General features: G+C 43.0%; 6 protein-coding genes. All 6 read left to right on the top strand.

Annotation, left to right across the window (positions count from 1 at the left end; translation table 11 throughout):
- Positions 1-3: 3 nt before the first annotated feature.
- The 6 genes from DW036_RS07670 to DW036_RS07645 all read left to right on the top strand — a co-directional run bounded on the left by DW036_RS07670 (position 4) and on the right by DW036_RS07645 (position 13,669).
- Positions 4-543: a hypothetical protein gene (locus tag DW036_RS07670; RefSeq protein ID WP_118462642.1), complete on the top strand. Its 540-nt coding sequence runs from the start codon at positions 4-6 to the stop codon at positions 541-543.
- A gap of 61 nt (positions 544-604) precedes the next feature.
- Entirely contained in the window at positions 605-991 is a 387-nt protein-coding gene (locus DW036_RS07665) for a hypothetical protein (protein ID WP_118462639.1), read from the top strand.
- Positions 992-1,196: 205 nt separating this feature from the next.
- Positions 1,197-7,703 (top strand): tape measure protein, encoded by a 6,507-nt coding sequence (locus DW036_RS07660; RefSeq protein WP_118462636.1) that lies wholly within the window; start codon positions 1,197-1,199, stop codon positions 7,701-7,703.
- A 12-nt stretch (positions 7,704-7,715) separates the two neighbouring features.
- Positions 7,716-8,132, top strand: coding sequence for a hypothetical protein (locus DW036_RS07655; RefSeq protein ID WP_118462633.1), 417 nt, complete (start codon positions 7,716-7,718; stop codon positions 8,130-8,132).
- A gap of 80 nt (positions 8,133-8,212) precedes the next feature.
- On the top strand, positions 8,213-13,372 hold the full coding sequence (locus tag DW036_RS07650) for a gp58-like family protein (protein ID WP_233560341.1): 5,160 nt from the start codon (positions 8,213-8,215) through the stop codon (positions 13,370-13,372).
- A gap of 21 nt (positions 13,373-13,393) precedes the next feature.
- Positions 13,394-13,669: a hypothetical protein gene (locus DW036_RS07645; protein WP_118462630.1), complete on the top strand. Its 276-nt coding sequence runs from the start codon at positions 13,394-13,396 to the stop codon at positions 13,667-13,669.
- Positions 13,670-13,688: the final 19 nt, after the last annotated feature.

Raw genomic sequence — 13,688 nt, 5'->3', positions numbered from 1 at the left:
AATATGAAACCATTTATCGGAATTAAAAAGATTTGGTACGGTGCGGTTATTAATACTGCTGTTACACCTGCCTCTTTAAAAACATGGCTGGCTTCTGCTACAGAAGTGAAAAACTCCCATAATGACACTTGGGGATATACAGAAGATGATCCGACTACAACGGATTATGTTAATGAGTTGACCGGAAAGGTCTACTATAAGGATGTTACCGCCAAAGGTGCAAGCACCATGGCGTTTACTATGGGTGAATATTCATTTGAAGACAAGAAGGAATTGCAAGGCGGTGAACTTGTGAAAGACGGCCAGACTGTTGTCGGCTGGCATGAGCCGGATGTCGCAGAAGTTATCAACAAGGCTGTTGTCGGTATGACCAAAACAGGTAACTACATTGTGTTTACCAATGCTTCCGTAATCGGCAAGGGCAATTTCGTAGAGAAGAACATCGGTTTAGGTGTTTCAGCTGTTGCAATGGAAAATCCTACCGATAGCGTAGCAGGCGAGTACTGGCTTGATGGTGAAAAGGTAGATGCGCCTACGGCATAATCGAGGTAAAAAGTAATGTTTTAGGATGGCGGTGGGTGATTGCTCACCGCCTTTTTAGCTTATGGAAAAGAACGCATCAAAAATAGTAAATGCAGCCGTTTTAGGGAAAGACTTTGAAACGGTATTCGTAAATGGCAATGCCTATATGATTCATCCTCTTACGATTCATAAAATAGCAGGAGCGGGATATTACCTCTCTGACCTAAAAGAAGCTGTAACGGTCATGGATATGCTTCGTTCATTGAAAGATGTAGAAATGGCTTCTCGTGCGCTATCGTGGCTTATTCAGGGCGATGAGAACCTCCATGAAGAATTGTCGTGTGGTACATTCGATGAAGTAGTGGAAGCTTTAGCAACTGGGCTTTCGATGATTTCTGCTGAAAATTTTTACAAGCTGTTAGCTTTAGCCAAGAACGTAGCAATCCTGACAGCAAAACAGAAACAGTAGGAAACAATTGCCTACTGGGACAGATAGCATCGTTCATGGAGTCTCTGCATCTGTCTTATGATGAAGTAGTATACAAGATACCATATAGGAATTTACTTATTATGCAAAAGGACAAACTCCATACAGTTTATGGTGAAGTCCTGGAAGAAGTATCAGAAGAAGAGTTTTTTAAAGCTAAAGGTAAGAACCCATTTAAATAAGAGATATGTCGAAACTGTATTTCAAGGTAGGAAGTGACTGGGAGGAAGTTGTAAGACTTCGTAATGAAATAGCAAAATTGAAGCAAGAGTTAAAGGGTATGGATGGTACGCAGTCACCTGCCGCTTTCAAAACGCTCAATACCCAACTTGCGGCATCCACTCAACGGATGAATGAATTGGTGAATGAAGCCGCCAAAGCCGGAGTTGCAATGGAAGGTGATTTTAAGAAAAAAATCTTTGATGCCTCCCAATCAGTAAACAGCTTTACGGAGAAGATTATCGCCCAAAAGAATGCCATAGGTTCTCTTCAAACAACTATTCGTAAAAATAAGGAGTTATATAAGAATATTGTTTCAAGAGGCAACGAAGATAAAGAACTACTCAATCACATCAGAGAACAAGAAAGAGCGCTCGGTAAAGAACGGGATGCTTTATTTGGACTTACCCAAGAGCAAGCAAATGCTCGGCTATCTGTAAAGAAACTCCGCGATGAATATGCACTGTATAAAAACGATGGGAAGCAGGTCGTTGAAGTAAACAATGGGATTGCCATTTCATGGAAGAAAGCATTAGCGGTTATCGGTGGTGCCGGTGTTCTGAAAGCGTTAGGTTCTGAAATCATTCGTGTGCGTGGAGAATTTCAATCCATGCAAACCACCATTGAGACGATGGTAGGCAAAGATGTAGCAGGGAAACTGATGCCACAAATCAAAGAATTGGCAAAGATATCACCTCTCGCCATGACCGATATGGTTGGGGCTGAAAAGATGATGCTTGGCTTCAATATCCAGGCGGAAGATACTATTAAGTATTTGAAAGCTTTGAGCGATATTTCAATGGGAGAATCAGGTAAATTCAATTCCTTGACTCTGGCATTCTCCCAGATGTCAGCTACTGGAAAACTCATGGGACAAGACCTGAATCAAATGATTAATGCTGGGTTTAATCCGTTACAAACTATTTCTGAAAAGACAGGTAAATCCATTGCCACACTCAAAGATGAAATGTCAAAAGGTGCAATCTCCGCAGAAATGGTACAGCAGGCCTTTATTGATGCAACTTCGGCAGGTGGCAAGTTCTACAATATGTCCGAGAACGCATCCCAAACTATCAATGGCCAAATGTCCATGATGCAGGATGCTTGGGATTCTGTGTTTAACGAATTGGGAACTAAGTCGGAAGGTGTTATCATGGACGGTATTCAGATGACGACTTCACTGATTGAGAACTATGAAACGGTGGGTAAAGTATTGACCGGATTGGTGGTTACTTATGGAACATATCGTACTGCTGTGATGCTTGTTGCTGCTGCTGAAAGCAAACATACACTTGTAGAGATAGGTTTGACTAATGTCCGGATATTGGCGAGAAAGGCTCAATTGGCTTTGAATGCTGCAATGCTCACTAATCCCTATGTAGCATTAGCTACGGTAGTAATCGGATTAACGACTGCTATGTGGGCGATGTCTGATAGTACTACAGAGGCAGAGAAAGCGCAAGAACGCTTTAATAAGCGGCAGAAAGAAGCCACTAAACAAGAGCAAGAGCATAAACAGAAAATAGACTCTCTTGTACAAAGTTCTCGTAACATTGCCTTGTCTGATTTGCAGAGGGGGCAGAGCTTGGCCGAACTACGTAAGGAATACCCTAAAATCTTTGCTCAATATGACATCGAAACAATAAAACTTGCAGATATTCTTGAACTAAAACAGCAAATCGCTGAAGAAGATGCAAAGCGTGCAGGTGAAAGAGTCGCAAGAGACTTTGAGGCTGCGAATAAAGCCGTATCCGACTATGAAAATACTCTGACAGCCAAACAGATTAATGGAGGTAAATTAACTCAGCAAGAAATAAATAAGCTAAAAGAACTTCGCTTCGATAGAGACCAGTTCCTTGTTGACAGAGGTAGTTCCATTTCTGAGCAATTCATCTCAAATCTTAAAAACATTGATATAAGTGAGTTTGACAACTATATATCAAAATTGGAGAACCAAATTAGAGGCAAGGGCGAAAATGGTATGATAAAAATTCGCTTGCCAATTGACGAGAAAGGCTCTTTATCCGATAAAGCCATCTATGAGGTTAAGGAAATTAAAAATCTCATAGATACCACAAAGTCAACAAAACAAGCACGCATTGATTCCGAGAAGAATAAAACAACTTATCAAGAAGACCTTGCCAAAGCAAAAGAAGATTGGGAGAAAGCAAAGAAAGGATACGAAGCACTTTTGAAAGATCAAAAAGCCACATCCGAGCAGGTAAAGGAAGCTCGCGATAAAATGCAGACTAAGGAGAAATCCTACAAGGATTTAGGCAGTGTTACTGATACCTCCAAACAAGAAAACCAAGCTGAAAAACTCCGCAAAGAACAAGAGATGCTCCGCTCCCAAAATGAAAAAGTTCTTCAACTCGAATCTAAGCAGTCCCTTGAACGTCAGCGTCAACAGCAGGATTTGGAAAACCAAGCAGCTCAAGCTAAAATTAATGCGATGACTGACGGCTATGAAAAAGAAAAGGCTCAGCGTGATTTGAATAACAAGATAGAGATTCAGAATGTTAAGCGTCAGAAAGAAGACTATATTCGTGCTGAAATACAAGCTCAAAAAGAAATCTTCGATGCCAAAGAAGATTTAAAATCCAAGCAGTCCAAAGGTTATGTAAAAAAGATATTTGATGCTTCTACTGTTAACGTAGACGAAATCATTGCAGCATGGGATAAGATTGTAGCTCATACAGAAACTAAACAAGGATTAGATGAATGGCAAGAGCGTGAGGATGCGATGAATAAATATCTAATGGAGTATGGAACATTTTCCCAGAAAAAGGCTGCAATTGATAAGAAGTTTCAAGACGATATCAACAAGGAGACTTCGCTTGGGGCGAAGAATGCTCTTCAAAAGCAATGGAATGAAGCTATATCTTCTCTCAAAGTAGATGAATTGAAGCAAGAGATTAATTGGGAGATGGTATTCGGAGACTTAAGCAATGCCTCCAAGGAAAGTCTTGATAAGATTAAAAAACAACTCAAAGAGTTTAGGGAAAGTCAGGAATACCAATCAATGGATATCGACCAAAAGAAAATCATTGATGAATCGTTAAATAAGATACAAACGACCTTAATTGATAAAGGAGGGTTATTGGGAGGTTTGCCGGAGCAACTTAATGCGCTCCGTATTGCACAAGAAGAACTGATTAAGGCTCAGGAAGAATATAATGATGCCCTCAAAAACGGTACAGAGAGCGAACAAGAGGCTGCTTTAATCAAAAAAAACAATGCAGAAAAAGGTGTTCAGAATGCACAAACAAATGTAAGTCAATCAGCCGAGAAAGCGACAAGTAACGTTGCTACTTTAGCCAATGTAATAACAGACCTTGGCAGCAATTCCCAAATGTCTCTGTCACAGGTTGGACAATTGGCGGGAACGCTTGCTGATACTTTCTCTGAATCTGGAAAGAAGATAGGAGGGATTATCGGTGCGGTATTTTCTGCATTAGATTCCATTGGCGAGCAAGGCCTTGACGGCTTTTTAGGAAATATATTTGACTCTATTTTTAATGCGGCTTATGGCGCATGGGATACTGTGTTCGGGTGGACAGGACTTGATTTTGGTGGTGAAAGTGACCCACAATTACAAAAAGATATTGAGAATCTTACTCAATCCAATCAAGACTTGGAAATGGCTATTGACAATCTTGCTGATAAAATGGAATCTACTTCTGTTGTGGAATCTACAGAAGTGTATAACCAACAGAAGTCCAATTTGGAGCAACAGATGCGTAATACCCAAGAAATGATGCGAAGAAGTGCAGAAGCTTATAGCAATGGTTTCTTAGGTATGGGAGGTAGCCATTCTTCAAATAAGAAAATAAATAATGCCATGTCTTCAAGCGACTGGGCACGCATTAGTGGTGTTGTCGGGCATACAGTTAATAATGCCAGTGATTTCTGGAATTTAACGAGTGAGCAGATGGCGAAAGTTGCATTAGAAGCCACAGACTTATATACTAAAATTAAGAATTCAGCCGATGATGGATATAGAGATGCCGCTCAATACATGGATTCTTATATATCATACTACAAAGAACTTGAGGAACTTCAGAATGCCTATTATGAAAAACTTACTTCTACATCTTTTGATTCGGTAAAAGACAACTTTCGTACCTCATTGCTTGAAATGAAGGATAATGCAGAAGCGTTTGCTGAGGACTTTGAGGAGATGATGCAAAATGCTCTGCTTGAAATAATGATGACCGGTGTATATGATAAGAAGCTCCAAGAGTGGTATACTAATTTTGCCAAAAGCGTAGAAAGCGATAAAAAGCTTACACCAGAAGAGATGGAGGCTTCCAAACAAGATTATTTAGACATCGTTGAAGAAGCTAAGGCAGAATGGGAAAATTATCAGAAAATGTTTGGATGGTCTGATTCTACTTCAGATTCTGCCAAAGAGGCTCTTGAATCATTTGTCAGTGATATGCAAAGTGCTCTAACTTCTTTGGACGTGACAGCTAAAGATGTCTCCGATAATATCTATGACTACTTCCGTCAAGCCATGATAAATGCTCTGTACGAAAAGGAGTATAAGAGCAAGATGGAAGAACTATACAAGACCTTTGAAGGCCTCTCAGCAGACGGATTATCAGAGAGTGATATGGCGCAACTTGGCTCCCAAGTAGACCAGTACATTGAACAGATGATGAAGGGCGTTGAGAGCGTGAACAGTATCTTCGCTGACAAACTGAAGGATGCCGAAGACCTACAGTCATTCGTTGATAACGTGAAGTCTGCAATGTCCTCCATCGAAGCTACCGCCGAAGATGTGACAGATAATATCTTTGAATACATCCGTCAACAGATGGTTGACAAGATGTTTGCCGATACCTTCCAACCGCAGATAGAGGAATTCTATAAGAAGGTTCAGGAAGCCATGTTTGACGGTGATATAACCGATGCTGAACGTAACGCACTGAGAAGTGAAGCTGAGAAACTGGCTAACGACATTACGACCGCCAAAGACATTCTATCCGATACTCTCGGTATCACTGAGAGCAGCCTAAAGAAGGAGCTTGAAGAGGAATTCAAGTCTTTCTCTGATGGTATATTAAACTCCTTGTACAATGCAGAAGTGACAGCCGAGTCCGTCGCCAAGGACATTGCTGAATCCATGCGCAAAGAGCTTATCGAGGCAATGTATATCGAACAGTACGAACCTCGTATCAAAGCTATCTGGGAGAAATGGAAAGAGTATTCCGCCGATGGACTTGTAACTGATGAAGAGCGTGCCAATATCAAGACTGACATTGACGAGCTGAGCAAGGAAGTATCAGATGCAGCAAAAGAAATCAGCGATGCTTGGACGGATTCTGGCGAAGAAGTCAAGAAAGCCTTTGAATCTTTCTCTGACAGTATCAAGAACGTATTGTATGATGCGGAAGCCACTGCCGAGGATGTAGCCAACAATATTTATCAGTACATGCGTAACGCCTTGGTTGATTCTATGTTTACCGCTCAGCTCCAACCTCAGATTCAGGCTTGGTATGACAAATACACCGAGTTTATGAAGGACGGTGCCATAGATACCGCCGAGCGTAAGACCTTGGACGAAATGATAGCCGAGATTCAGAAAGCCGGTGTTGATATCGTGGATGCTGCTAATGCTTTGTTCCCATCTCTTGATACGGGTGCAATAAAGCGTGCCGAAGAAGCCGCACAAGAGGCTGAGAATGCAAGGAATGAGGCAGAGCAGGAATGGGAGTCATTCTCTGATGGCATACTAAACTCCCTCTATGATATTGAAGCCACCGCCGAGGATATCTCCGACGACATGAGCGAGTACATGCGTAAGGCTCTCATTAAAGCCATGTATGTGGAGAACTTCAAACCCCAGATGCAGAAGTGGTACAACGAATGGCAACGTGCCATGGGAGATGACAACCTGACTTCCGAAGAAAAGCAGCTCCTTGACTCCATGAAACAGACTATGGTTGATGACATGAAGAAGGAAGTGGATGCTATCAACCAGTTCTTTGGAACCATGTTTTCACAGCAGGCATCTTCCAAAGGCTTTGAAGCCATGTCACAAGACACCGGCGAAGAGCTTAACGGGCGTTTTACGGCTTTGCAGGTTGCCGGAGAAGAAATCAAGAATCAAGCTGTTCAACAAACTGGCTTATTATCATCCATCGACAAAAGACTGTCATTGATAGACATTACAAACGATGATATTCCTGCCTTAATGTCTGGTACGCCCAATTTCGTTGATAAGACAAGAGGAATCATCACTAATAGCTATCAGTCCCAGATAAATGTTGTATTTCCGACAGAAGATATAAAGGTATTGACTGAAAAGGTTTCCAGTATGGAAAGGATTGTAGACGAGATGAGGACATTCCAAGTGGAGGGTAATATTGCTCGTAGGGATATAGTGGAAAACTCAGCTATACTTGCGAAGAACAGCCCCAAGATACTTGCTGGCACCGATGAGATTAAACGGAACTTAAAGAACCTTTAAAAACTTATAGATATGGCCGAGTTGATAATTAACAACAAAGATGCTCTTAAAGAGTGGGGTGTTAGAATGGGTAATAGTTTCTTTGATGTACTGGGTGCACCGGTTTCTCTGAAGGAATTCATTGAAAATAAATCCCGACTGGAACATGGAAAAGAAGTGGTGGTAAAGTCGCCCAAGCTGGATGAACGCGAATTGGCTCTGACGTTTACAATACAAGGTAGCTCTCCAGAGGATTACCAAAGGAAGAAGAAGGCCTTTTCCGAGGAACTCTACAAAGGGGCGGTTGATATCCAAGTACCGGACAATAGCAGTGATATCTATCACCTAGTCTATCTTGGGAAAAGCGTATCTTATGCCCAAAGTCTTGACCGGACGTTCGGTAAGATAACAAGTAAGTTCTGCGAGCCGAATCCGAGCATTAGAGGCTAATTTACGACATTAAATTCATTGTCGTGTATGGAAGCTCTAAATTTTAGGGCTTCTTTTTTTTATCTCCGACATTTGTAGTTATGATAGATATTAAGGACATACAAGGCAATACTCGCTTTTCAACCGGTATCAATCCCGGTGCAAAAGGTAGGTTCTCTTTGATGAAGGAGGACTATGTTGTGCTTCCCTTTAATACTTTGCATCCAATCGATTTCCAAGTAGGTGATTACGTAGACCTGCGCGGTGTCTTCGATGCCTCTATGGGTGGGAAACTGGCTAAAATCTATCAGATAGTAGACTTGTCCTATCCGACCTACAACGCATCCACCGGAGGGTATGACTACGAGCTTCGTTTGGATGCTTACTATTGGCAATGGAAAACAAAGATATTCAAGTACACCCCGGAGAGTGGAGGGCAGGAAGCGTCTTGGTCCCTTACCGCTTCACTGGATATCCAGATGGGTGTATTTCTTCGTAATTTGAAAGCTCTTGGTTATAAGTACGAGGGAAAGGACTTTGAGTTTTCCATTGACAGCAGTGTAGAGAGGTCTTCCAAGCTGATGACCTATGAGAACATGAACCTCATTGATGCCATGTTCTCTATGGCTGACCAATGGGGCTGTGACTGCTGGGTAACGGACCATGTCATTAACTTTGGTAGGTGTGAGTTCTCCGACGCTGTTAAGATAGAACTGGATAAGGAAGCCAAGGACATGAGCCGGAGTGACAGCAAGGGTACTTATGCCACCCGTATCTACGCATTCGGTTCAACAAGAAATATCCCTACCAACTATCGCCCGGTAGACCAGAGTACTGTTGTTAATGGTATCGTTCAGAAGCGCCTTATGCTTCCGGCAGGCACTCCATACGTGGATGCCTATGAGGGCATGAGTGACTTTGAAGCCATTGAAGCTGTTGTTGTATTTGACGACATCTACCCTAAAAGAGTAGGTGAAATCACTGATGTAAGCTCCTACGAAAGCGAGGTAGACAATGAAGACGGTACTAAGACGAAAGCTACCTTTTACCGCTTTACCGATACCGGAATCAACTTCTCAAAGGAATACATCCTTGAAGGTCAGGAACTCAAAATCAGGTTCGAATCCGGCAAGCTCAATGGTATGGAATTCGGAGTTGCTTTCAATCCTCTTGGCTTGACCGAAAAGAACGACGACGGCACATTCAACCCGGACGCTCAGCTTTGGGAGATTGTACAGAACGAAGACTACGGCCGTCCCTTGCCGGATGAAATTCTTCTTCCTGCAGAAGGTGATAAATACGTCCTTAGTGGTTGGAATGCCGAGAAGATAGCCGAACTGGGTTTAGTTGCCACCGCCGAACAGGAACTACTTGCCGCCGCCAAGAAATATGTAGCAAAGACCTGCATTGACGATGGTACTTATACCGCTACCCTCAACTCCATTTGGGTGCATGATGACCAAATCAATCATAGCTTTGATATCGGTCAGAGAATTAACCTTGTCAACCCCGCCTACTTCAAGGACGGGCGCTTGTCCCGTGTCATCGGCTTTGAAATCAAGCTGGATTTACCTTACGACTCCCCACAATATACCATCGGTGAAAGTACTGCCTATTCCCGCCTTTCCGATATTGAAACGCAAGTCGAAGAGTTGACTTTCAAAGGGCAGACTTTCACCGGTTCTGGAGGGAGTAATATCTACGTTATTAAAACTAACGACGCTACGGCCGCAAGTAACTTCAATGTATTCTCTGCCTTGCGTACACTCAGGATGTTTCTGAGGAAGGACTTCCCCGATGTGGCGGAAGAGATTATCACGTTCCTCAAGGGACTATTGATTGGTAAGAACGGCAGTGGTATCACAGTACGCGAAGACGGCACTTCCCAAGCTGTTGTTGACCGTCTGTATGTGAAGATAAAGGCAGTCTTTGAAGAATTACAAGTTAAGAAAGCTACGCATGTCGGCGGTGAACAGATTATCACCCACGCTGGAATGAAGTGTATTCGTGTAGAAGAGCTGAAAGATGTCTACAGATGCTATTTTCTTGCCGAGCAGGAAGGGGAAGCAATTGCGAACGAATTCAGTGTTGGTTCGCTGGCGCAGGCCAAGGAATGCAACATTGTTGACGGTACCACCCTTAATGCATCCAACCGCTACTACTGGCGTGAGGTCATGGAGGTGGGGCGTGATTATATTGACCTTTCCAAGACTATTTGTGACGGGGGAAGCGATATCCCCCAAGCAGGTGATGACATTATCGGTTTAGGACACCGTACAGATGTGGACCTTCAAAGTGCGATTGTTCTGTCATCCACTAACGAGATATCCCCATCTATCACCTTCTACGCTGGTATCAATGATTTCAACCTGACAGAGAAGGACATCATTTCCTTCGGGCTTGACAAGTCCACCGGTCACGCCTACATGAAGGTGTATGGCACTTCTTATATCGGTGCCCGTGACGAAAGCACTTACATCAAATATACCCCGGAAGGTGGAGTCGAAATTAAGGGGCGTTTTCTTACCATGGCCGGTGAGGATATTCTAACGATGTTTACCGTCATTGAAGGTTTGATAAAGTCTGAAATCTCTTCCGTGCGCGATGAAATCAATGCCCTTGACAACTACCTGAACAATGCGTCTTTTGCCGCAGATATGCAGTATTGGACTGGTAGCAGCAACATACGTATCTTCCGTGTAGATGGTCGATTGCTGTACTTCAATAGCAACTTCTATGCGAACAAGGAGTCTTTCGCCGATATTGTAAGCGAGGGTGCAAAAAGTGTCTTGCGCTTAAAGAACAGCTATATCGAGCAGGTTAATTCAAACTTTTACCGCCATCCGGATTTTGAGACTTTCGACGAACTCAAGCGCCCCCGGCAGTTCACCGTCTCTTTCAAGTATCTGGTGAAGCGTCCCGGTATTCTTACCGTTCATTTCAATGATGAGAATGAGACGGGCTTCGAAGAATATACCCCGATTTCCTTCTCAAAGGACCTGTATCCCGGTACTGAATTCAAGCAGATGGAGATAACCGGCAAGTGGAACGGTACCGGTGATTTCTACATGTCTTTCACCGGTGACATCTATGTCTATTCACTGACTCTTACCGATGACGCTCTTGCCGACTTGCGCGAGGAGTTCAACATGCGTTTCGAACTCACAGACAAGAAGATTCAGGCGAACCTTGACGAAATCAGAAGCACGGCCGGCAAGCTTGAAGAGTATCACAGTGAATTCCTTCTGACTGCCCGTAATCTTGAAGCGAAGTTTACGGAAGACCTGACAAATACCGAGGGTCGTATAACGGAAGCTTATACTTCAGCCATTGATTTATCCGCCCGTGGATTACGTGCAGATTTCTCATCATCTATAGCTGACCTTGATGGTAAGCTGACAAAGCATCTTTCCAGCTTCCATGTGACTGCTGAAAAGATAGATGCAATGGTATCTGCTACCGATACTATCAATAATACCATCAAGTCGGCTGGTTGGATCACTACTGCTGACGGTAACAAGTTATGGGCTACCATCTCTACGGTGAATGCTATTGACGGCCGGTTAACTTCTCATGAAGCTTCTTTCCATGTGACTGCCCAGAAGATAGAGGGTATAGTTGCGGACATAACCGAACAGGGGACCAACTACTCAAAGCTCACCCAGACAGTCAGTGGTATTTCTGCTAACGTAACCGATATCACCGGTAAGTATTCTACTTTAAAGATAGAGGTTGATTCTATCAGAGGTATTGTCGGGGATGGTTCCGGTGGAACTTTCAGTGAGTTCCAGCAGTCCATCAGGGAGATAACACAGAGGGTAACAAGCGTAGAGGGTGGCTTGGACAAGCATGAAGGCAGCTTCCATGTGACGGCCGAAAAGATTGATAGTCTGGTTACTGCAACCAACAGTCTGAAAGGTACGGTAGAAGAACATTCATCCGCTATCAGCCAGACAAGTAACCGGATTGACCAGTTTGTACAGAAGATTACTTTCGATTCCAAAGGTAATATCACCAACATCGACAGAGCCGGTTTAGTGACAGAAAGCAATATTGCTACTGTGTTTGCCCAGAAGGTTGACCCGTATGGCGAAATAGTCAGACGGGCTGAAATAAGTGCGTTCATCACAGAGGATGAAGCTGGTAACCTGATTTCCAATGCTACGATTCAGGCTGATAAGATAAACTTTACCGGAAAGACCATCATCAACGGGAAGTTCATAGTCGATACAGATGGCAACCTTACCCTGAATACCATTTCAGTCAAGAATGTCAATAAGCCTACTGACCCTTTCTACATTGATAGTAATGGTGTTTTCCATGGTAAAGGAGGTACATTCAGTGGAAGTATAACCGCCACTGACGGCAATCTTGCAGGTTGGATCATAGACGTTGATTCTATTCATAAAAATAATGTTGTGCTCGGTGCTGACGGTTCAATATATAACCAAAACGGTTCTTGGTATTTAGGCAACAATAACTCTGGATACCTTGCCAACAGTAATATCACCTGGGATGCTTCCGGTGATGTTGTTGTGAATAACATGACTGCTAATAATGGAACCTTTAACGGCACTATCAACGCTTCCAGCGGTCGGATAGGCAGTGATTTGTATTTGCACAGTAGCGGTATATCTACCAATCCGAACAGCCAGTTAGTTGATTTTACCGATGAGACCAGCCAGTTCTCATTAAGCAAGCCTTATTATATGCATGGCGTCATGGAGAATAAATACTTGAACATGCTCACTATCAGGCCTTATTGCTTTAAGGAAGGTGAACCCGGGTATTCCACATCTCCTGCCGTCCTCAGTATCTCTGCTGCAATTGAAGGCCGCAACAAAGCCATACATGTATCTGCCGGTGAGTGCTACTTTGGTGACAAATGTAGTTTTGCCGGTGATATGATGATCTATGGAAAGTTGACTACTCCTTCTTCCCGTATTTTAGAGATAGATGCGCCTGTGTCGACACGTGGTGTCAATACACGCTTTATCACAGCATCCGGTAGTGTCAATGTGCATGATGACTTCCTGCGCTTTACCAGCAATGTGAATGTTACCATGACAATGCCTTCTCCTTCGTCTTGTCCCGGGAAGGTTTATTATGTCAAGCAGACTGCCGGTAGTGTCACTTTTACAAATGGACCGTTCGTAGCTCCTAACGGTTGGGAGATGAATAATACCTACAAACTTACAGGAACGTACTCCATGATGTTGGTTTCTGATGGTAGTAGCTGGTTCTTCTTTTATTGTGGATAGTTTAATTATAATTTATAGAATATGAAAATCAATTTTAGACAGATCGAGGCACAGACCTCTTTTGAAGGTGGAAAACAAACCTTCGATGCAGCCGAGACAGTCGGTAACGAGATGATGTATAACGGAAGTATTCTTCTGGATATCGGCTTTGAAGATTTGGCAAAGAAAATCTACTATTCGACTGATGCGGTGGAGATTCCGGACCAGTATTGCAGGGCTTTAGAACTTGTAGTCAAAAACTCCCGGCTAATAGCTGCGGTGAAGCGCAGTATAATTAACCTGCTGAGTGGTAATTAACCGTTTAAAATCAATTCAA

The organism is Bacteroides sp. AF39-11AC (genome assembly GCF_003474285.1).
GTDB lineage: Bacteria > Bacteroidota > Bacteroidia > Bacteroidales > Bacteroidaceae > Bacteroides.
Note: the sequence above shows the minus strand (reverse complement) of the source record. Positions and strands in the feature narration are given on the sequence as shown.

Excerpts from the sequence above, each read along its gene's own strand:
- DW036_RS07670 (WP_118462642.1), top strand. The coding sequence starts at position 4 with ATGAAACCATTTATCGGAATTAAAAAGATTTGGTACGGTGCGGTTATT.
- DW036_RS07665 (WP_118462639.1), top strand. The coding sequence starts at position 605 with ATGGAAAAGAACGCATCAAAAATAGTAAATGCAGCCGTTTTAGGGAAA.
- DW036_RS07660 (WP_118462636.1), top strand. The coding sequence starts at position 1,197 with ATGTCGAAACTGTATTTCAAGGTAGGAAGTGACTGGGAGGAAGTTGTA.
- DW036_RS07655 (WP_118462633.1), top strand. The coding sequence starts at position 7,716 with ATGGCCGAGTTGATAATTAACAACAAAGATGCTCTTAAAGAGTGGGGT.
- DW036_RS07650 (WP_233560341.1), top strand. The coding sequence starts at position 8,213 with ATGATAGATATTAAGGACATACAAGGCAATACTCGCTTTTCAACCGGT.
- DW036_RS07645 (WP_118462630.1), top strand. The coding sequence starts at position 13,394 with ATGAAAATCAATTTTAGACAGATCGAGGCACAGACCTCTTTTGAAGGT.